Genomic DNA, 19,241 nt, shown 5'->3' on the forward strand with positions numbered 1-19,241 from the left:
GTCCGCCGATTCGGGATAATGGGATCCGATGAATTCTCCCGCGATGCGCGCGATGAGTGGATGGGATCCCGCGAATGACTGACGGCCCACTGATCGTGCAGTCCGACAAGACGGTGCTGCTCGAGGTCGACCACGAGCAGGCCGGGGCGGCCCGTGCCGCGATCGCACCGTTCGCCGAACTGGAACGCGCCCCCGAGCACGTGCACACCTACCGCATCACCCCGTTGGCGTTGTGGAATGCCCGCGCGGCCGGCCACGACGCCGAGCAGGTGGTGGATGCGCTGGTCAGCTTCTCGCGTTACCCGGTACCGCAGCCGCTTTTGGTCGACATCGTCGACACCATGGGCCGCTACGGGCGGCTGCAGCTGATCAAACACCCGGCGCACGGATTGACGCTCGTCAGCCTCGACCGTGCCGTGCTCGCGGAGGTGCTGCGCAACAAGAAGATCGCCCCGATGCTGGGCGCGCGCATCGACGACGACACCGTGATCGTGCACAACAGCGAGCGCGGCCGGGTCAAGCAGATGCTGCTGAAGATCGGCTGGCCGGCCGAGGACCTGGCCGGTTACGTCGACGGCGAGGCCCATCCGATCGAACTGGCCCAGGATGGCTGGGCACTGCGCGACTACCAGGAGATGGCCGCCGACTCGTTCTGGGCGGGCGGCTCCGGCGTGGTCGTGTTGCCCTGCGGAGCCGGTAAAACGCTGGTCGGGGCGGCCGCGATGGCCAAGGCCGGGGCGACGACGCTGATCCTGGTCACCAACACGGTGGCCGGGCGGCAGTGGAAACGCGAACTGGTGGCCCGCACCTCGCTGACCGAGGACGAGATCGGCGAATACTCCGGTGAGAAGAAGGAGATCCGGCCGGTCACGATCGCGACGTACCAGGTGATCACCCGCCGCACCAAGGGCGAATACAAGCACCTGGAGATCTTCGACACCCGCGACTGGGGCCTGATCATCTACGACGAGGTGCATCTGCTGCCGGCACCGGTGTTCCGGATGACCGCCGACCTGCAGTCCCGGCGGCGGCTGGGCCTGACCGCGACGCTGATCCGCGAGGACGGCCGCGAAGGTGACGTGTTCTCGCTGATCGGGCCCAAGCGCTACGACGCACCGTGGAAGGACATCGAGGCCCAGGGCTGGATCGCCCCCGCCGAGTGCATCGAGGTGCGGGTGACGATGACCGACAACGAGCGGATGCTCTACGCCACCGCCGAACCCGAGGAGCGCTACAAGCTGTGCTCGACGGTGCACACCAAGATCGCGGTGGTGAAGTCCATCCTGGAGCGCCACCCCGGCGAGCCGACCCTGGTGATCGGCGCCTACCTGGATCAGCTGGAGGAACTGGGCGAGGAACTTGACGCCCCGGTGATCCAGGGGTCCACGAAGAACGCCGAGCGCGAGGCCCTGTTCGACGCGTTCCGCCGCGGCGAGATCTCCACGCTGGTGGTCAGCAAGGTGGCGAACTTCTCCATCGACCTACCGGAAGCATCTGTCGCCGTTCAGGTTTCAGGGACTTTCGGCTCCCGCCAGGAAGAGGCGCAGCGGTTGGGCCGCTTGCTGAGGCCCAAGGCCAACGGCGGCGGCGCGGTGTTCTACTCCGTGGTGTCACGCGATTCGTTGGACGCGGAGTACGCCGCCCACCGCCAGCGCTTCCTGGCCGAGCAGGGCTACGGCTACGTCATCAAGGATGCCGACGACCTGCTGGGGCCGGCGATATGACAGTGTCGCGGGTGATGCCGGTGCTCACGGTGTCCGACCTCGCCGCGACCGCCGCCGCATACACCCAGACCCTCGGGCTGACCGAGGTGATGAACCACGGCTGGATCGTCACCCTGGCCGACGCCGAACTCCGTCACCAGGTGAGTCTGATGACCAAAGACGCGACGGCGCCGGTCAACCCGTCCGTCTCCATCGAGGTCGACGACGTCGACGCGGCGTATGCCGCCGCGGTCGAGGCCGGCTTGGAAATCGTGCATCCTCTCAGCGACGAGGAGTGGGGTGTACGGCGGTTCTTCTTCGCCGATCAGTCGGGCAACGTGGTCAATGTGCTGAGCCACCGCTGAGTCAGGTGTGCGGCCCCATCGCCTTGACGACGGTGAGCAGCACCACTGAATCGGTGAGCGCATGCAGGCTGTGGCGGGTACGCGGGATCACAATGTGATCGCCGGGCGATCCTTCCCAGCTGGCGTCGGAATTGGCCAGCTTCACCCGGCCCTCGATCACCTGCAGCGTGGCTTCACCGGGGCTCTCGTGCTCGTCGAGCCCGGTACCCTCGGTCATCGCGATCAGGGTCTGGCGCAGCTGGTGTTCATGCCCGCCGTAGACGGTGTGGGCACTGCGTCCACTGTTGGCCGTGCGGGCTGAGGCCAACTGCTGACGGGCAATCGCGGTGAGCGAGATCTTCTCCATACCCAGAATCGTGCCACTTCCGGCAGCCCCGTAGGCGTGGGGTCGCGATATGTGTTCGAACGCGATTCAGGCCGGTGCGGGCAGCACTTTGTCGGTGAGCAGTTCGACGGACTTCCATGCCGTCGACACCCGGCGCCGCCGGCAAGATCGTCGTGACATTCGACCGACCCCGCCGACGGCGCCGGAACGTCCGGAGCGCACCCGCGGAATTTCAAATCACGCGGAGTGAATCTCCCTCGTAACCGAACCGGCACCGGAGTTGGACGAGCAACCGCTCGGCCTCGGCGATGCGCGCGTGCAGACGAAGCAACGCTTCCGGCACCGGCGCGTCAGCCACCCGGCTGCGTTCCCGAAGCCGCCGCCACCGCTGTTCGGTCGCGGCCAGAAGGTCCCGCAGCTCGGCGATTTCGCCGATCAGAATGTCCTCGAACAGGCGCGATTGGGCAACGTCAGCGCTGTGCACGGGCCGGGAACAGTCAATCGGGGCGGCCGCGCGGGAAGCCGTGCGCGGCAAGGGGTTGAGCACCGTGGCCAGGTCGGCCCCGACTGTTGGGGCGGATACGCTTCCGCTCCCGAACTCCCGTGATATCAGCGTCACGTGGGGATCATGGAGCACATCGCGGTGCCAATCCACCGCACGTTTCACCCGACATACCTTTTGCGGCCATTTGCCAGTCACGCGATGTACGTTTGACGACCTTTCCGCGCGGGCCATGTCGATACCTGCGGTGGGAGGCTGGACCTCCCAGCTGTAAGACAACTGGACGTGGCAGGGCCGGCCACCGCCGCAGACCATGGGGCAATGCCAAAAGCCCCCTGGTTGCACGTCGCCCGTACGGCCGCTGTGCTGGCCGCCGCGATGGGGATCGGACGTTTCGTCTACACCCCGATCCTGCCGTTGATGACCGCGCAGGCCGGACTCAGTCCCCAGTCTGCCGGACATCTGGCTACCGCCAACTACATCGGCTATCTGGTGGGCGCGGTGGCCGGAGCGTTCTCGCCCCGGCTGTCCCGTTCGATGTCGGCGTGCCGGGTCTCGCTCATCGTGTTGGTGGTCAGCCTGGCAGCAATGCCATTGACCGGCAATGCCTTCGGTTGGATGGCGCTGCGCCTGGCCGCCGGGGTGGCCAGCGCCCTGGTGTTCGTCATCGCCGTCAACACGGTGTTGGACCATCTGCACGGGCACCCTGCCCATCTGCCGGGCTGGGCGTTCGGCGGAGTCGGCGTCGGCATCGCCCTGTCCGCCGGCCTGGTGTTCGGCCTGCCGGCCCGGGCAGGGTGGCAGGGCGCGTGGTGGTTGGCCGCCGGTTGCACCGCGGCGTTGAGCGTGGCCGCCTGGTTCATGCGTCCGGCTACCACCCCGAGCGAGGTGAAAGCCCATGCCGACCAACGCAAGACCACGTGGCGCCCCTTCGCCCTGCTCTTCGGCAGCTACACCCTCGAAGGCATCGGCTACATCATCGCCGGCACCTTCCTGGTGGCTGCCATCGCACAGAACTCGCCGGGCCGGCTCGGTATCGGCGCGTGGCTGGTGGTCGGATTGGCGGCGATTCCCTCTGCCGCACTGTGGGCACGGCTGAGCTCCCGCTACTCCCATCCGGTGCTGCTCACCGGGGCGCTGCTGTTACAGGCCGGGGGAATCGGGCTGGCCTGCACCGGAAGCGGCGTCGCGGCCGTCCTCGGTGCCGTTCTGTTCGGCGGGACCTTCATCGGTATCAGCACCCTGGCCCTGGCGGCCGGGCGGCAGCTCCAGTTCCCAGGCGCAGTGGCGCTGCTGACCGCGGGTTACTCCGTCGGCCAGATCATCGGGCCGGTCGCGGTGTCCCCATTCGTGCACAACGGTTTTCGGATCGCGCTGGCGGTCGGAGCGCTGGTGGTGCTACTCGCCGCGATCGCCGCGCTGGCGATACGGGTCGTCGGCGGGCAGCCACGTTCCGTCCTCGCGGACGCCGAGATCACCGACGCCGCGCGTGAACGCCTCGACAACCGCGCGCACGGACGCACTGTCCTCATCGCGACGCCAGACCAATGACCACGTCCACAACGGCACCGGGGCCAGCACCGGACGCCGGACCAGGCCCTTGGGCAGCGCCGCGTCCTGCCCCTTGGGATTGTTGAGAACCGGACGCCGCAGTTCACGGACATGCTCGAAGAACGTCGGCCCGGTAACGCCGCCGTCGTCGGTCCGCATGACGCGTGCCCCCGTCTCGGCGGCGAACTGCTCGCCGTACCGGTTCCACGAGGACCAGCTGGTGTCGTCGGCATCCACCAGGACCAACACGTCGGCGGCGTTCACCGGCGTCTCGTCGGCTCCCGCGGACAGGGCATAGAGCCGGTCGACACCCATCAACCGGGCATCGAGCCCCAAGGCCGTGAGGTCGGAGTTCTGCACCCAACAGATCGCCAGGTCCAAGGTGCCGTCGGCCACCCGCGCGGCCTGGGCGTGCGACGGCATCACCCAGGTGTCCACCCGCAACTGCGCCACCCCGGCGGCTCGCTCGGCCAAATCTGTGGGGCGCCAGTTGACGTACCCGATCCGCACCGGCTCTGACACCGCCAAACCTTGTGCCTGCCTGCGCAGTTCGTCGGCCTGGTGAATCAGGTCCCGCGCCCCGGGTAACAGTGCGGCACCCGCTTGAGTCAGCGCAACCGAGCGCCGGTCACGGTCGAACAGCTGCACCTTGAGGTCGCGTTCCAGCGCCTTGATCTGCTGGGACAACGACGGCCCGGCGATACGCAGCCGCTCGGCGGCGCGGCCGAAGTTCAGTTCCTCGGCGACGGCGACGAAGTACCGCAACTGGCGCAGTTCCACCGTCGCAGCCTATTAGGCAGAACCTCTCAGCAACGAGCCATCCCGTCACATCGGACGGACATCGCCACGTACTGCGGCCGCGTTGAGCGGTACATCGGACCAGAAAGGACCACCCCAATGAGCACCACACCGCACGTCGCAGTCATCACCGGCGCCTCGCAGGGCATCGGCGAAGCCCTGGTGGCGGGTTACCGCAAGCTCGGTTACGCCGTCGTCGCCAACTCCCGGACGATCGGCCAGAGCGACGATCCGATGGTGCTGGCGGTCGCCGGCGACATCGGGCAGCCCGGTGTCGGTCAGCGGGTGATCGACGCCGCCGTGCAACGATTCGGCCGGGTCGACACCATCGTCAACAACGCCGGCATCTTCATCGCCAAACCGTTCACCGAGTACACCGACGCCGATTACGACGCCGTCACCGGCGTGAATCAGCGTGGATTCTTCGAACTGACCCGAGCCGGGATCAAGGCCTTCGAGTCGCACGGCGAGGGCGGCCATGTCGTCACCATCTCGACAAGCCTGGTCGACCACGCCAATTCGCAGGTGCCGTCGGCACTCGCGTCGCTGACCAAGGGCGGGCTGAACGCCGCGACCAGAGCACTGGCAATTGAATACGGGTCACGCGGGATCCGCGCCAACGCGGTGGCATTGGGCACCATCCGCACACCCATGCATTCGCCGGAGACACACGAGTTCCTCGACGCGCTACACCCGGTCGGCCACATGGGCGATATCGACGATGTCGTCACCGCAGTGCTGTACTTGGAGCAGGCCGGATTCGTCACCGGCGAGATCCTGCACGTCGATGGAGGTCAAAGTGCCGGACATTGAGAACACCGAGCAGATCCTGCGCGAGGTACTCGACGAGTGGCGGGCCGGAATCGCCACGCACGATCCGCGACGGGTGGCCGCGGTGTTCACCGAAGACGCGATCTTTCAGGGCCTGCACCCGCACAGCGTCGGACGCCAGGGGGTGATCGACTACTACGAATCCCAGCCGGCCGGGCTTACGGTGGCCTACTCGTTTCACGAGACCCGTAGGCCCGCCGACGATGTGGCGCTCGGCTACCTGCGCGCAGACTTCACCCGGCCCGACGGCACGGTGATCCCGCTGAATCTCAGCGTGCTGGTGACCGGCGGCGAGGCAGGCTGGCGCATTGCGTTCTATCAGGTCAGCCCAGCGCAGGGATGACCTCACGCTCGAACAACTCGATACCGGACCGGTCGTACGCGGCCTCGGGGAAGTACAGGATGGCGTACTCACACCCGAGGTCGCGCAGCCGCTTGAGCTTCTCGATGACCTGTTCGGGTGTGCCGCTTGCCGATTCGGGTGCGGTGACGTTGGCCAGCATCGCGTCGACGGCAGCCTCCCCGGCCACCGGGACCTGCCGAGCCCGCAGCCGCGCGACGCGTTCGGCTACGTCGGCCTCAGATTCGCCGATGATTGCGTTGAAGTTGGCCGAGCGCACGATCGCGGCGTAGTCGGTGCCGACGTCGCGACAGTGCCCGGCGAGCACCTCAGACTTGTGCGCGAATCCCTCGGGTTCGGAGGTGAAGTTGGTGTACTGCGCATACTTGGCCGCGATGCGCAGCGTGACCTTCTCCCCGCCGCCGGCGATCCACATCGGAATGCCGTTGTCCTGCAGTGGCTTCGGGGCCACAATGGCACCGTCGACCTGATAGTGCTTGCCGTCGAAGCTGACCCGCCCGTCCCGCCAGGCGTCGCGCATGATCTGCACGCCTTCGTCGAGCCGGCCCAACCGCACCCCGGCTGACGGGAACCCGTAGCCGTACGCGCGCCACTCGTGCTCGTACCAGCCGCCACCGATACCCATCTGCACCCGGCCACCCGAGATGATGTCCGTGGTGGCGGCGACCTTCGCCAGGTAGGCGGGGTTGCGGTACGACATCGCGGTGCACATCTGGCCGAGTTTGATGCGCGACGTCGTCGCCGCGTACGCAGCCATCAGCGACCAGGCCTCATGGGTGGCCTCGTCGGTCGGCACCGGAACAGTGTGGAAGTGGTCGTAGACCCACAGTGAGTCCCAGGCGCCCGCGTCGGCGTAAGTGGCCAGGTCACGCATCACCGACCAGTGGTTTTCGGTGGGAATGTCGACCAGGTCGAGACGCCAGCCCTGCGGGATGAAGAGTCCAAAGCGCATGGACCCCGACTTTACGACGCCGGGCGCCCAGTGGCCAGATGTCGCACACAATTTGGCCGTGGCCGCGCAAAAACTGGCCATTCGACATCTGCCATCAGCTGAAACCGTTGTCGGGCAAGTTTTTTCAAAGTCGGTCTAGGCTGTCAACATGCCCCTTTCCAAGGAAGAACGCGAGCAGTTTCTGGCCGAACCGCACATCGCCGCCCTGTCGGTGTACGCAGGAGACAAGCGCGGTCCGCTGACCGTCCCGATCTGGTATCAGTACACCCCCGGCGGGCAGCCATGGTTGCTGACCGGTACCGGGTCCCGCAAGCACCGGCTGATCGAGGCAGCCGGCCATCTGAGCCTGATGGTCGAGCGGCTCGAGCCGTCGGTGCGCTATGTGGCCGTCGACGGCGCCGTCGACCGCATCGAACCCGGCACCGACGAGCAACTCGTCGAGATGACCAAGCGCTATTTGGCCCCGGAGAAGGTGGAGCCGTATCTGGAATTCGCCCGCCGCGAGCAGGGCGACAGCGTGGCAGTGTTCCTCAAGCCCGAGCACTGGCTGTCCTCCGACCTGGGTTCGCTCTAGCTCGGTGAGTTCGCGTCAACGCTTGTTCCGGTGGCTGTACCGGGTGGGGTTCACCCCCTGGGACGGCCACCCGTTGGCGCATAGCCTGATGGCGATCGTGGAAGGCACAACACACGCGTTGACGCCTCCCGGGACCGCGCTCGACGTGGGCTGCGGCACCGGGGACAACGCGGTGTACCTGGCCAGACACGGTTGGCGGGTCACCGGTGTTGACTACGTGGCCAAACCGCTGAAGAAAGCACGCGCCAAGGCCGCCGGACTGCCCGCGATCTTCGCCAAAGCCGATGTGACCCAACTGAGTTGGTCAGGTATCGGCGGCGGCTTCGATCTCATCGTCGACAGTGGCTGCCTGCATGGCATGAACGCCGACGACCGCGACGCCTACGTCCGGGAGGTCAGCGCAGTGGCCGCCCCCGATGCACAACTGCTGATCGTGGCGTTCATCCCGGGTGCATCCATGGGTGTGCCCGGGATCGGGTTCGACGAAGTGCTCCGGCGCTTCAGCACGGGCTGGACGCTGATGTCCAGCGGGGACGAGCTGGCGATGGACCACAACGGGGCGAACGCAGCGCGGTTCTATCTGTTCCGCCGCGCCGCATGAGGTCGCCCGACGGCGAGCCGCATTACACCCGGCGGCATACGATCGGCACCTCTCCGCAGTAAATCCACAGGTAGTTCACAGCCGTTCTCCCGCAACGGAATTGGTGTCAGGCCCGACCCTGCGGCGCCATTAGGCTTCCGCTATGACCTCGCCGCTGCGCGTGAATCCCGCCACCCTCCGGTCGGCCGCGGGCGATTTCGACCATCTGGGCACCGACAGCGCCGGCACCGGCACCAATCTGCAATTCACCGCACTGCCCGCCCAGCTTCGCGGTTTGAGCAGCGGTGACGCCTGCCGGCAGGCCGGAACCGCTGTAGACACCGCATGCCGGCGAGTGGCAGACCAGTACGCCAAACTTTCGACCAATCTGAACTCGGCGGCCGACACATACGAGAAGACCGATGCCGACCTGGGCAAGAAGGTGAAGAAGGCCGGTGAGGACACGGGTGGGCCGGACGACGGCGGCGAAGGCGCCACTCCCCCACCGGCGGCCCAGCCCGGGCCCGAGGCCATTCCGGTGGATCAGGTGACTTACGACAAGGGGTCCTGGCCATCGGGGCAGGACGCCACCCGCAACTACATCAACCAGGCGTTGGACCAACGCGGCGTGACCGATCCCGCGGCCAGGCAACGCTGGATGGACGCCTACCTGACCCTGACCGAACACGAATCGTCCTACAACCCCATGTCGGTCAATGACTGGGACGTCAACGCGAAACCGCCGAACTCGACCTACGACGTGTCCGACGGCTACGGCAACGGGTGCTCACGCGGACTCGCCCAATGCGTCCCGGGAACCTTCGCGCAGTACCACCAGCCCGGGACGTCGAACAATATCTACGATCCAGCCGCGAACATCGCCGCATCGATGAACTATCTGGTCGGGGAGTACGGCGTGAATCCCGACGGATCCGACATCCGGGCGAAGATTCCGCAGACCAATCCGGGCACCCATCAGGGCTACTGAGATGACAGGAGAATTGGTGAAGCTCACGCGCGCAGTCTCGATCGTCCTGACCGTAGGCGCCATGGTGGCGGGGCTGACGGCATGTCAGGACACTCCGGTCGTCGGCACACCCAGGGCCGACAGCTCTTCCGCGACCACCGGCATGATCCACCCCGCGACGAGCCCTGCCAGCCCGGTGTCCACGACAGCGCCGAACGCCGAAGCCGTACCCACAACCGCGTGGGTGCACTCCAATCGCCTCCCGCTCAACGACTCCCAGCATTGGCCCAATCTGGCCGACTCGGCACAGCCGTTGGGAAGCAACACGTTCCAGATCGACGGCCTGTGTGGAGGCACGCCGGCGCAACTCGGCGGCGGCGAGAACGCACGATCTCTGATCGATCGAGGCGACGACAACTGGTCGGCGCAACAAGTGATCGTCCACTATCCCGGCGATCCCTGGACCATGGGCCAGACCGCGCACGCGTTGTTCACCGCCACGTTGGACACGCTGACCGAATGCCAGACCACCTCTCCGACAGCGCAACTGACCATGACCACCCCGAAGCAGTTCTGCCCGAGCGTGCAACGCGGCGGCTGCAATCAAGTCGCAGCCGAAATTCGACTGCCGGACAAGCACATCACGGCGCACGTATACCTGGCAGTCGTGGGAAGTACGGTGACCGAACTGAGCGTGTGGTCCACCGGAACACCTGAGGCACAGTGGCAGACCGTTGCCGACGAGGATGTCTTCGCCGCCATGAACCCCCAGCTGTGCTCGATCTGGGAATGCTGAGGCACTGAGCCCGACATGACGATGACGATCTCCGAGGTGAAGAACTCTCACCCCGAGCAGTTGACCGATGCCGGTCATCGCGCGGCGGACTCTGCCGGCAAGGCTTCGCAGCAGATCGCCGAAGGGCACGGCACCCTCAAGAAGCTGGACGAGGGGTGGAACGGCTCGGCCGCCGACGCCGCGAATGCCAGTGCGAACCGTACTTTCACCGATCATCAGAAGGTGGCCGACGCCCTGCAGCGGCTGCAAACGGTCCTCACCGACGGCGGCGGGCGGTTGTCCGCCAGTCGAACCGCCCTGATCGACGCGGTGGACAACCTCACGCAATACGGCTATCAGGTGGCCGACGACGGCACCGTGTCAATCCGTCCCGGCGGCCCGCTGGATGTCGCGGCGAAACTCAGTCCGGTCACGGCCCTCGAGATTCGGCAACTGGCAGCCGCCAACTCGGTCAAGCTCAAGACCCTGCTGGCCCAATTCGACAGCCAGGACCGTGAACTCGCTGATGCGATACGCAAGGCCACCGACGGCCTGAACCCGGCCGAGGACAAACCCAAGGACCCGAACACCCCGCCGCAACCCCCTCCCGACCAGCCGAAGCCCGACAGCGACGAAACCAACGCGCCGGTTCCAGGTCCGGACGCCAAACCGGGCGACCCCGGATACAAGGTGCCCCACGCGCCTGGCGACCCGGCGGAGGTGGCTCCCAAGCCCGGGTGGAAGGTCGATGCCAAAGGTGAGACGAACCCGCCCGGATACCCGGCGCAACCACCGGGCGAAGCGCGGGATCAGAACTGGCGTGACTACCTCAACGGCAAGAACGGCGACGGCACCCAACGGCCGTCGGGAGAGCCCCCTGCGGCCTACCCGCTGCCGGAGGCGGTCACCGACAAGAAGCTCAAGATCATCGGTGCGGCCGAGAATCAGCAGGGTACGCGCTACGTCTGGGGCGGCGGCAGCAAGGACGGCGGCACTTCAGGAGCACCGGCCAAAGGGACGGATCCGTACGCGGACCAGATGCACGACTACGAACACACCGGCTTCGATTGCAGCGGCCTCTCCGAATACGCGATCTACCAGGCCACCGGGTATGACCCGGGCAAGGGAACATCGGTGCAGTTCGGGAACATGACCGAGGGGGCCGGAGCATTCGGGTCCGTGGTGCAGACCGGGCCCAAGCTGGACACCTCGCAACTGCAACCCGGCGACGTCATCTACTACGACGGCGGCCTGGGCGTCGCGGGGGCGCACGTCGCGATCTACATGGGCAACGGTGTCACGGTCGAGACCAGCGAATCCGGTACGCCCGCACACTCACAGGCAGCGACGACGTCCGACGGTACCGTCCGTGTCGTGCGGCCCAACTGATTCCGTCACAACCTCGACCTGGAGACCCGAAAATGAGAACTGGCACACTTGGCACGCTCTGCACGGCAGCCCTGCTGACGGTGAGCGCCTGTCATTCGCAGGGCCCGTCGACCCTCGGAGCCACCTCGCCCACGACTCCCGCCCATGCCGCCCCCGTCACGGCCACCCCGGTGGACACCACAACCGCACCCACCGATACCGCCACCCTGACGTTATCTGTCGACACCCTGAACAGCATTGTGCAACAGGCGAATCCCGGTGCCGCAGAGTTCGACTCGCTGAATCCGGCCGAAACGACGCCGCGAGTTCCTGATGCGGGGCCCACGGCGGTATGCGATGCGGTGAACACGCTGTACTTCGCCGCTGGTACCCCAGCCACCGCCAAGTACGTCTCGCAGTGGGCAGGCGGGCCGCGTCAGCACTTCGTCAGCCAGACAATCGCGGTATATCCCGATGCGGACACCGCCTCGCAGAAGTTCGCACAGCTCGCCGCGGGAGTTCCGGCATGCGCCAAGGCGTCAGCAGGTGACGGCATACCGTTCGTCGTCACTCCGGGTGAGAGCGGGTCCGATGTCGTGCGCTTCACCCAGAAGCGCAAACCCAATCCCAGTTTGTCAGGCGGGGGCTCGGGCGACGCCACGGAATACCGACTGGCGGGCACGGCGATCGTGGCGGTCTCATCCACAGAATCGGCCGCAGCCGTCACCGCAGTCGCCGGCCAGCTCGTGGGCAAGCTCGGCTGATTTCACAACCCGAGCGCGGCCAGCGCTCCGTCGACCGTGGCGGTGCGCAGCTGATCTCCGGGGACGTCGGGGAACTGCAGGCAGCAGTCCTGCAGGCCGCCGAAGGCGATGACGGCGCGGGTGGATTGTTCGAGGGTGGGGCGCCGCCCGAACGCCAGTACACCGAGCCGGGCGCGCCAGGCCAGCAGTTGGTCGATCAGCCCCAGATCGACCAATGTGGTCAGCTCGGAGACGATCAGGATGAGATCGGCGCGGTGCCGGTAGTGAAAGTCGAAGTAGCCCTCCAGGAGCTCCCGCGGCGTGGCGCGGGCCGCTCCGCGTTTGCGTTCCTGCTCGGCGATGAAGGCCTCACCCTCGTCGATGAGGGGCTGCAGAATGCTGCGGACCAGGTCTTCGCGTGACCGGAAGTGGTAATACAAGGCGGGTTTGGTGATGCCCAGGCGGTCGGCGATGTCCTGCAGGCTGGTGCGCACCACGCCCTTCTCGGCGAACAGTTCGCGCGCCACGTCCTGGATGCGCTGGCGGGTATCCAATGCAGGCTTGGCCACGTAGCCACCCTAACTTACTTAACGATCGGTAAGCTGGCCATCGAAACACTTACCGACCGTTAAGTAAGGGGGCATCGTGAAGGTACTCATCTCCGGCGCCAGCATCGCCGGGCCGGTTCTCGCCTACTGGCTGTCGCGGCATGGATTCGACATCACCGTGGTGGAACGCTCACCCGCGCTGCGCAAAACCGGTGGCCACGCCGTCGATCTGTTCCGGCCTGCCATGGAGATCTCCGAACGCATGGGCGTGCTGTCCGACATCGAGGCGCACGCCACCGGCACCACCGAGATGATCATCCGTCGACCAGGCAGATCGCGCCCAGCCCATCTGGACTATCTGAAGATCATCGGCGCCATGTCCGACCGGCACGTCGAGATCATGCGGGATGACCTCAGCGAGATCTACTTCAACGCGGGCCGCGACGACGTCGAGTACCTCTTCGGCGACACCATCACCTCGATCTCACCGGACGGGGACGTTGCTTTCGAGCACAACGCACCCCGGCGCTTCGACGTGGTGGTGGGAGCCGACGGACTGCACTCCGGTGTGCGTCGTCTGACGTTCGGCGACAACGTTTCCGAGAGATTCCTCGGCGGCTATCTGTCGGTGGTGTCCGTGCCGAAGGATCTGGCCCGCGACGGTGAGATGACCGGCTATTTCAAGCCTGGCCACATGGCAGGTATCTACACCGCCGACCACCTGGACGATGCCCGCGCGGTGTTCATCTTCCGCCCGGGTCAACGACTGGACTACGACTACCGCGACGTGGAACGTCAAAAGGCGCAACTATGCACCGCATTCGCGCACACGGCGCCCGAGGTCGACCGCTGGCTCGACGAGGTACCGCAGACGCCGACGTTCTACTTCGACGCCATCACGCAGCTGCAGATGGCCACATGGTCCCGGGGCCGGGTGACTCTCGTCGGCGATGCGGGCTACTGCCCCGGCCCGGCGGTCGGCGGTAGCACCAGCCTGGCGGTGTACGGCGCCTACGTCCTGGCCGCCGAGATGGTCCGGGCCGGCGACGATTACGCCGCCGCATTCGCCGCGTATGAACGCACGATGCGCCCACCGGTCGAAGGCAGCCGAAAGCTCGCGGCCGTCAACGCGAAAACCGTGGTGCCCATGAGCAATTGGGGCATACGCGCATTGGTGGGCACAGGCAGGCTGATCTCGTTGCTGCCGCTGGGCGTGACGCAGTCGCTGGCCCGGCTCAACACCAAGGGGGTACGGCTCTACGACACCATGCCGTTGCCTACCTGGCCTGCCGCGCTTCACTGATCAGAACGCGCCGGCGGGCGTAGCGTGGCGGCATGGGCGAACTTTCCGAGGAAGTGATCGCGTTTCTGTCCGAAGGCACCCGCACCGCCGTACTGAGCTGGGTGGCAGCAGACGGTCGGCCGTTGTCGGCACCCGTGTGGTTCGTGGTCGACGACGGCGCGCTCGTCTTCAACACCGGTAAGGACACCGCCAAGGGCCGGGCACTGGCCCGGGATTCGCGGGTGGTGCTGTGTATCCACGACGACACCCCGCCGTTCGCGTTCGTCCAGGTCCAAGGTGTCGCGGCGGTCAGCGAGGATCCCGACGAGCTGCTCGCCACCGCCACCCGCATCGGCGGCCGATACATGGGCGCCGAGCGCGCCGAGGAATTCGGCCGGCGCAACGGGGTTCCCGGAGAACTCGTGGTGCGGGTCAAGCCGACGAAAGTCCATGCCGCATTCGACGTGGCGGACTGAAGGGAGGCATTGTGGCCGAGGTTTCCGCATTCGCCGAGATGTTGTCCCGTGACCACGGGCTGTGTGTGCTGAGCACGCTGCGTCGCGATGGCAGCATCCAGTCCTCGGTGGTGAATGCCGGTGTGATGGCACACCCGAGCACCGGCGATCCCGTCGTCGCACTCGTGGCCATCGGCGGAGCGCGCAAGCTGCAGCACCTGCGCGCCGATCCCCGCACCACCGTCGTCGCCCGGGCCGGCTGGCAGTGGGTGACGGTCGAGGGCACCGCCGAGATCATCGGACCCGACGACCCCGATCCCGGCACCGACGCCGAGGGGCTGCGGCTGCTCTTGCGTGCCATCTTCGAAGCCGCCGGCGGCACCCACGACGACTGGGACACCTACGACCGCGTCATGCGCGAGGAGCGTCGCACCGCGGTGCTGATCGCCCCCACCCGGGTCTACTCGAACCCCGGCTGACTCACTCCGCGCGGCCACCCAGATGCTTGGCCAGGAAGCGGTCGGCGCGGTGGTAGAAGTCCAGCCGGTTCTCGGGCTTGGCGAAGCCGTGACCCTCGTTCTCGTACATCACGTATTCGTGGTCGATGCCGTGCTCGGCCATCGCCGCGACGATCTGCTCGGATTCGGCCCGCTTGACCCGAGGGTCGTTCTCGCCTTGCGCGATCAGCATCGGGATCTTGATCGCGTCGACCCTGGACAGCGGAGAACGGGACCACAAGAAGTCGGGGTCATCCCCAACTCGCTTGTGCCACAACTGGATCATCGGCTTCCAGTACTCCGGGAACGACGCGATCAGCGTGTTCAGGTTGGACGGACCGACCATCGAGACCGCGCAGGCGAACACATCCGGCGTGAACGTCGCGCCGATCAGTGCCGCGTAGCCCCCATAAGAGCCGCCGTAGATGGCGACCCGCTCGGCGTCGATGTAGCCCTTGCCCACGAGATGCTCGACGGCGTCGAGCAGGTCGTCGTGCATCTTGGCGCCCCACTCGCGGTTGCCCGCGTTGAGGAACTCCTTGCCATAGCCGGCGGAGCCGCGAAAGTTGACCGACACGACGACATAGCCGCGGTTGGCCAGCCACTGCGCCTCGGGGTCGAAGCCCCAGCCGACACGGGCCCACGGCCCTCCGTGCACGCTGAGCACGGCGGGTAAGCCGGAGCGCTCCACGCCGGGCGGGAACGACAGGTAGCCGTGCACGGTCAGGCCGTCGCGGGAGGTGAAGCTGAACGGCTCCATCGGCACCAGCGGGTAGTCGTTGAGCTCAGGGCGATGGTCGAACAGGAACGTCGGGGTCTGCGAAGCCCGGTCCCAGGAGTAGAACTTCACCGGCCCGGCGTCCTGGTCGAACGCGACCAGCCAGGTGCCGTCGTCGTGGCTGCGGTCGGTGATCGACAGGTCGCCCGGGCTCACCCGCGTGAGCGCCTCGATGTCGCCGCGAATCGACTCGTCGAAGATGCGGTATTCCAACCGTTCGCCGTACACGGTCGCGGCCTGGACCTCACGGGTGTCCGGGTGCAAGACCGCGTTGCTGACGTCGTACACCGGATCCTCGGCGAGCACCTCGACGGCCCCGGTCGCGATGTCCATCGTCACCAGTCGGGTGGTGTTCGAGCCGACCGACAGCAGCAGGTACATCGCCGTGCCGTCGCCGTTGAAGGCGAGTGGGGCCGTCGTCTCGGCATCCTCTGGCGGAACGTCCAACAGGGTTCGCCAGTCAGAGTGTTCGTCGTCGCGCACCAGGATCGTCATGCCGCCCTCGGCGGTCGGCTGCATCGCGCCGCGGACCCGCAGTTCGTCGTCGACCAGCCAGCCCACGAAACCGGGGTTCTCCACCACCTTCCGCAACTCCCCGGTGGTCAGGTCGAGGTGGTAGACGTCGTGCAGCTGCGGGTTGTCCTTGTTGATCCCGACCAGCACATCGTTGGGAAACTTCTTGGGAAGTCTGATGATTCGGCACTGCACATCGTCGAACGGGGTGAGGTCACGTTCGACACCGGTTTCCACGTCGACGTCGTAGAGCCGGAAGTTCTCACTGCCGTCGCGGTCGCGCACATAGAGAATGTGCCGGTTGTCGTGCGCCCACACATAGTTGGCGATCCCCCGGTCGGTGTCGTGCGTGACCGGACGATCGTCACCCGCCCCGATGACGCCGACGAATACGTTGAGCACGCCGTCGAGCGGAGCCACGTACGACAGCCGCGTTCCGTCCGGTGAGATCTGTGCGCCCGCGCGCTCCGGATTGCCGAGCAGCACTTCGAGCGGGATCAACGTCGCGTCCGCCATTACGCCCCCTTGTCGTCGGTATTTCTCAATACTGCCGCACCGTGGGCCGACGACCAGACGCAAAAGCCCCCGACTTGCGTCGGGGGCTCTTGACGTTTGGTGCTTAGCTCTCCAGCGAGGCCGGGGGCAGGAAGCGGTCACCGTACTTGGCGGCCAGTTCCTTGGCGCGGGCGACGAACGCCGCCTTGCCGACTCCACCGGCACCCTGGTAGCCGACGATGAACTGCGCCGAACCACCGGTGTACGGCGGGAAGCCGATACCCATGATCGAGCCGATGTTCGCGTCAGCGGTCGAGGTGAGCACGCCCTCGTCGATGCACTTCTGGGTCTCCAGCGCCTCGGCGAACAGCATGCGGTCGATCATGTCCTGCAGCGGCAGCTCCACCGAACCCGAGTTGAAGGTCTCCTTCAGCCCCGGCCACAGGCCGACGCGCTTGCCGTCGACGTACTCGTAGAAGCCCGCGCCCTTCAGGCGCGACGGGCGACCGAGTTCGATCATCTTCTCGACGACGACCTCGTTCATCTGCTTCTCGTAGGTGCCGCCTGCGGCTTCGATGCCTTCCTTGGTGGCAACAGCGATCTTGTGCATGAGCTCCAGGTTCAGCTCATCGCTCAGCTGCAGCGGCGCCGCCGGGTAACCGGCCTGCGAACCCGCCTGCTCGATCGACGCGGGCTCGACGCCCTCGCCCAGCATCGCCAGCGCCTCGTTGACGAAGGTGCCGATCACACGGCTCGTGAAGAAGCCGCGGCTGTCGTTGACGACGATCGGGGTCTTGCGGATCGCCAGGGTGTAGTCGAACACCCGGGCCAGCGCCTCGTCAGAGGTCTTCTCGCCCTTGATGATCTCCACCAGCGGCATCTTGTCGACCGGCGAGAAGAAGTGGATCCCGATGAAGTCCTCCTGGCGCTTCACGCCGGTCGCCAGACCGGTGATCGGCAGCGTGGAGGTGTTCGAGCCGAGCAGCGCGTTGGGCTCGACGATGTCCTCGATCTCCTGGAACACCTTGTGCTTGAGTTCCTGGTTCTCGAACACGGCCTCGATCACGAAGTCGACGCCCTTGAGATCCTGCGGATCGGCGGTGGGGGTGATCTTGGCGAGCAGGGCCGCGGACTTCTCCTCGGTGGTCTTGCCACGCTTGAGCGCCTTGGCCTCGATGCCCTCCGAGTACGCCTTGCCCTTCTGGGCGGCCTCGATGGTGACGTCCTTGAGGACGACGTCGTAGCCGGCCTTGGCCGACACGTAGGCGATACCGGCGCCCATCATGCCCGCGCCCAGCACACCGATCTTCTTGATCTCCTGCTTGGCGATGCCCTCGGGACGCGATGCGCCGCCGTTGATGGCCTGCAGGTCCAGGAAGAACGCCTGAATCATGTTCTTGGCGGTCTGGCCGGTGACCAGGGAGACGAAGTAGCGGCTCTCGATGCGGCTCGCGGTGTCGAAGTCGACCTGCGCACCCTCGACAGCGGCGTCCAGGATGGCCCGCGGCGCGGGCATCGGGGCACCCTTGAGCTGCTTCTTCAGCAGTGCCGGGAAGGACGGCAGGATGCCGGCCAGGCCCGGGCTCGACGGGGTGCCACCGGGCATCTTGTAGCCCTTGACGTCCCACGGCTGGGTGTGGGCCTCGGGGTTGGCCTTGATCCACGCCTTGGCGGCGGGAACCAGCTCCTCGACACTGCCGACCAACTCGTCGACCAGGCCGGTGTCCTTGGCCTTCGACGGGCTGAAGCGGGTGCCCTGGCTCAGGACCTCCATGAAGGCCTTCTGGATGCCGAACATGCGCACGGTGCGGGCGACGCCGCCACCGCCGGGCAGCAGGCCCAGCGTGACCTCGGGCAGGCCGATCTGGCTGCCCTTGACGTCCGCGGCGATGCGGTGGTTGGTGGCCAGCGCGATCTCCAGGCCACCGCCGAGCGCGGCGCCGTTGATGGCGGCCACGACGGGCTTCGGCAGGGTCTCCAGCTTGCGCAGGTCGGCCTTGATGGTCTCGACCATCTCGAACGCCTCGGCGGCGTCGTCCGGGCCGATGTTCATCATGCCCTTGAGGTCGCCGCCGGCGAAGAAGGTCTTCTTCGCGCTGGTGATGACCACACCGGTGATCGAATCCTGCTCAGCTACAAGCTTTTCCACAGCATTGTGCATGGATTCCTTGTAGTGCTCGTTCATCACGTTGGCCGAACCGGTCGGGTCGTCCAACGTCAGGGTGACGATGCCGTCGACATCCTTGTCCCACTGAATGGTGTTCTCAGCCATTGTTGT

General features: G+C 66.4%; 20 protein-coding genes and 1 pseudogene. 14 read left to right on the forward strand and 7 right to left on the reverse strand.

Annotation, left to right across the window (positions count from 1 at the left end):
* Window positions 1-74 precede the first annotated feature (74 nt).
* Complete coding sequence (locus AC4ELS_RS05180) at window positions 75-1,724, forward strand: DNA repair helicase XPB (protein WP_064959111.1); 1,650 nt, start codon at window positions 75-77, stop codon at window positions 1,722-1,724.
* Window positions 1,721-2,068, forward strand: coding sequence for a VOC family protein (locus AC4ELS_RS05185; RefSeq protein WP_064958943.1), 348 nt, complete (start codon window positions 1,721-1,723; stop codon window positions 2,066-2,068). Before AC4ELS_RS05180 ends, AC4ELS_RS05185 begins: the two co-directional genes overlap by 4 nt.
* Before the next feature lies 1 nt (window position 2,069).
* Here the strand turns inward: AC4ELS_RS05185 and AC4ELS_RS05190 are convergent, their stop codons facing one another.
* Complete coding sequence (locus AC4ELS_RS05190; protein ID WP_064885597.1) at window positions 2,070-2,414, reverse strand: cupin domain-containing protein; 345 nt, start codon at window positions 2,412-2,414, stop codon at window positions 2,070-2,072.
* A gap of 211 nt (window positions 2,415-2,625) precedes the next feature.
* Window positions 2,626-3,060, reverse strand: coding sequence for a hypothetical protein (locus AC4ELS_RS05195; protein ID WP_499046215.1), 435 nt, complete (start codon window positions 3,058-3,060; stop codon window positions 2,626-2,628).
* A gap of 156 nt (window positions 3,061-3,216) precedes the next feature.
* Here AC4ELS_RS05195 and AC4ELS_RS05200 point away from each other — a divergent pair.
* A pseudogene (locus AC4ELS_RS05200) lies at window positions 3,217-4,254 on the forward strand (YbfB/YjiJ family MFS transporter); the annotation flags it as partial.
* 39 nt (window positions 4,255-4,293) lie between these two features.
* Here the strand turns inward: AC4ELS_RS05200 and AC4ELS_RS05205 are convergent.
* Entirely contained in the window at window positions 4,294-5,226 is a 933-nt protein-coding gene (locus AC4ELS_RS05205) for a LysR family transcriptional regulator (protein WP_082941793.1), read from the reverse strand.
* Between the two features lie 117 nt (window positions 5,227-5,343).
* On the opposite strand from AC4ELS_RS05205, the gene AC4ELS_RS05210 reads away from it, so the two are divergent.
* Both AC4ELS_RS05210 and AC4ELS_RS05215 read left to right on the forward strand, forming a co-directional pair.
* Window positions 5,344-6,057: an SDR family NAD(P)-dependent oxidoreductase gene (locus tag AC4ELS_RS05210; protein WP_499046217.1), complete on the forward strand. Its 714-nt coding sequence runs from the start codon at window positions 5,344-5,346 to the stop codon at window positions 6,055-6,057.
* Window positions 6,044-6,418, forward strand: a complete 375-nt coding sequence (locus AC4ELS_RS05215; protein ID WP_499046220.1) for a YybH family protein — start codon at window positions 6,044-6,046, stop codon at window positions 6,416-6,418. The genes AC4ELS_RS05210 and AC4ELS_RS05215 overlap by 14 nt, the downstream gene beginning before the upstream one ends.
* Here the strand turns inward: AC4ELS_RS05215 and AC4ELS_RS05220 are convergent.
* Window positions 6,399-7,388, reverse strand: a complete 990-nt coding sequence (locus AC4ELS_RS05220; RefSeq protein WP_463792626.1) for an LLM class F420-dependent oxidoreductase — start codon at window positions 7,386-7,388, stop codon at window positions 6,399-6,401. The genes AC4ELS_RS05215 and AC4ELS_RS05220 overlap by 20 nt on opposite strands.
* Window positions 7,389-7,536: 148 nt before the next feature.
* On the opposite strand from AC4ELS_RS05220, the gene AC4ELS_RS05225 reads away from it, so the two are divergent.
* The 6 genes from AC4ELS_RS05225 (at window position 7,537) to AC4ELS_RS05250 (ending at window position 12,416) form a co-directional block, all read left to right on the forward strand.
* The gene (locus AC4ELS_RS05225; protein ID WP_448448304.1) at window positions 7,537-7,962 is read left to right on the forward strand and encodes a pyridoxamine 5'-phosphate oxidase family protein; all 426 of its coding nucleotides are present in this window, start codon (window positions 7,537-7,539) and stop codon (window positions 7,960-7,962) included.
* Window positions 7,963-7,966: 4 nt separating this feature from the next.
* Window positions 7,967-8,563: a class I SAM-dependent methyltransferase gene (locus AC4ELS_RS05230; protein ID WP_448448303.1), complete on the forward strand. Its 597-nt coding sequence runs from the start codon at window positions 7,967-7,969 to the stop codon at window positions 8,561-8,563.
* A 142-nt stretch (window positions 8,564-8,705) separates the two neighbouring features.
* Window positions 8,706-9,530, forward strand: a complete 825-nt coding sequence (locus AC4ELS_RS05235; RefSeq protein ID WP_448448302.1) for a type VII secretion target — start codon at window positions 8,706-8,708, stop codon at window positions 9,528-9,530.
* Window positions 9,531-9,546: 16 nt separating this feature from the next.
* Window positions 9,547-10,305, forward strand: coding sequence for a hypothetical protein (locus AC4ELS_RS05240; protein WP_448448301.1), 759 nt, complete (start codon window positions 9,547-9,549; stop codon window positions 10,303-10,305).
* 15 nt (window positions 10,306-10,320) lie between these two features.
* Complete coding sequence (locus AC4ELS_RS05245) at window positions 10,321-11,673, forward strand: C40 family peptidase (protein WP_448448300.1); 1,353 nt, start codon at window positions 10,321-10,323, stop codon at window positions 11,671-11,673.
* Window positions 11,674-11,705: 32 nt separating this feature from the next.
* Window positions 11,706-12,416, forward strand: a complete 711-nt coding sequence (locus AC4ELS_RS05250) for a sensor domain-containing protein (protein ID WP_448448299.1) — start codon at window positions 11,706-11,708, stop codon at window positions 12,414-12,416.
* 2 nt (window positions 12,417-12,418) lie between these two features.
* Here the strand turns inward: AC4ELS_RS05250 and AC4ELS_RS05255 are convergent, their stop codons facing one another.
* Entirely contained in the window at window positions 12,419-12,964 is a 546-nt protein-coding gene (locus AC4ELS_RS05255; RefSeq protein WP_448448298.1) for a TetR/AcrR family transcriptional regulator, read from the reverse strand.
* A gap of 76 nt (window positions 12,965-13,040) precedes the next feature.
* Between AC4ELS_RS05255 and AC4ELS_RS05260 the strand changes: the two genes are divergently transcribed.
* From AC4ELS_RS05260 to AC4ELS_RS05270, 3 genes are read left to right on the forward strand one after another with little or no spacing between them, the layout of a single operon-like run.
* Window positions 13,041-14,246, forward strand: coding sequence for an FAD-dependent monooxygenase (locus AC4ELS_RS05260; RefSeq protein WP_498888806.1), 1,206 nt, complete (start codon window positions 13,041-13,043; stop codon window positions 14,244-14,246).
* 32 nt (window positions 14,247-14,278) lie between these two features.
* Window positions 14,279-14,701, forward strand: a complete 423-nt coding sequence (locus tag AC4ELS_RS05265; RefSeq protein ID WP_064884905.1) for a PPOX class F420-dependent oxidoreductase — start codon at window positions 14,279-14,281, stop codon at window positions 14,699-14,701.
* Window positions 14,702-14,712: 11 nt separating this feature from the next.
* The gene (locus tag AC4ELS_RS05270; RefSeq protein ID WP_498888804.1) at window positions 14,713-15,159 is read left to right on the forward strand and encodes a TIGR03618 family F420-dependent PPOX class oxidoreductase; all 447 of its coding nucleotides are present in this window, start codon (window positions 14,713-14,715) and stop codon (window positions 15,157-15,159) included.
* A gap of 1 nt (window position 15,160) precedes the next feature.
* On the opposite strand, the gene AC4ELS_RS05275 is transcribed toward AC4ELS_RS05270, so the two are convergent.
* Together AC4ELS_RS05275 and AC4ELS_RS05280 are read right to left on the reverse strand one after the other, a co-directional pair.
* Entirely contained in the window at window positions 15,161-16,984 is a 1,824-nt protein-coding gene (locus AC4ELS_RS05275) for a S9 family peptidase (protein WP_064884903.1), read from the reverse strand.
* Between the two features lie 103 nt (window positions 16,985-17,087).
* Window positions 17,088-19,235, reverse strand: a complete 2,148-nt coding sequence (locus AC4ELS_RS05280) for a 3-hydroxyacyl-CoA dehydrogenase NAD-binding domain-containing protein (protein ID WP_499046223.1) — start codon at window positions 19,233-19,235, stop codon at window positions 17,088-17,090.
* Window positions 19,236-19,241 lie beyond the last annotated feature (6 nt).

Source organism: Mycobacterium shunyiense (assembly GCF_058270035.1).

Coding starts and splice junctions, on each gene's coding strand:
- AC4ELS_RS05210 (WP_499046217.1), top strand. CDS start 5,344: ATGAGCACCACACCGCACGTCGCAGTCATCACCGGCGCCTCGCAGGGC.
- AC4ELS_RS05265 (WP_064884905.1), top strand. CDS start 14,279: ATGGGCGAACTTTCCGAGGAAGTGATCGCGTTTCTGTCCGAAGGCACC.
- AC4ELS_RS05250 (WP_448448299.1), top strand. CDS start 11,706: ATGAGAACTGGCACACTTGGCACGCTCTGCACGGCAGCCCTGCTGACG.
- AC4ELS_RS05220 (WP_463792626.1), bottom strand. CDS start 7,388: ATGCGCTTTGGACTCTTCATCCCGCAGGGCTGGCGTCTCGACCTGGTC.
- AC4ELS_RS05280 (WP_499046223.1), bottom strand. CDS start 19,235: ATGGCTGAGAACACCATTCAGTGGGACAAGGATGTCGACGGCATCGTC.
- AC4ELS_RS05275 (WP_064884903.1), bottom strand. CDS start 16,984: ATGGCGGACGCGACGTTGATCCCGCTCGAAGTGCTGCTCGGCAATCCG.
- AC4ELS_RS05185 (WP_064958943.1), top strand. CDS start 1,721: ATGACAGTGTCGCGGGTGATGCCGGTGCTCACGGTGTCCGACCTCGCC.
- AC4ELS_RS05245 (WP_448448300.1), top strand. CDS start 10,321: ATGACGATGACGATCTCCGAGGTGAAGAACTCTCACCCCGAGCAGTTG.
- AC4ELS_RS05190 (WP_064885597.1), bottom strand. CDS start 2,414: ATGGAGAAGATCTCGCTCACCGCGATTGCCCGTCAGCAGTTGGCCTCA.
- AC4ELS_RS05225 (WP_448448304.1), top strand. CDS start 7,537: ATGCCCCTTTCCAAGGAAGAACGCGAGCAGTTTCTGGCCGAACCGCAC.
- AC4ELS_RS05235 (WP_448448302.1), top strand. CDS start 8,706: ATGACCTCGCCGCTGCGCGTGAATCCCGCCACCCTCCGGTCGGCCGCG.
- AC4ELS_RS05180 (WP_064959111.1), top strand. CDS start 75: ATGACTGACGGCCCACTGATCGTGCAGTCCGACAAGACGGTGCTGCTC.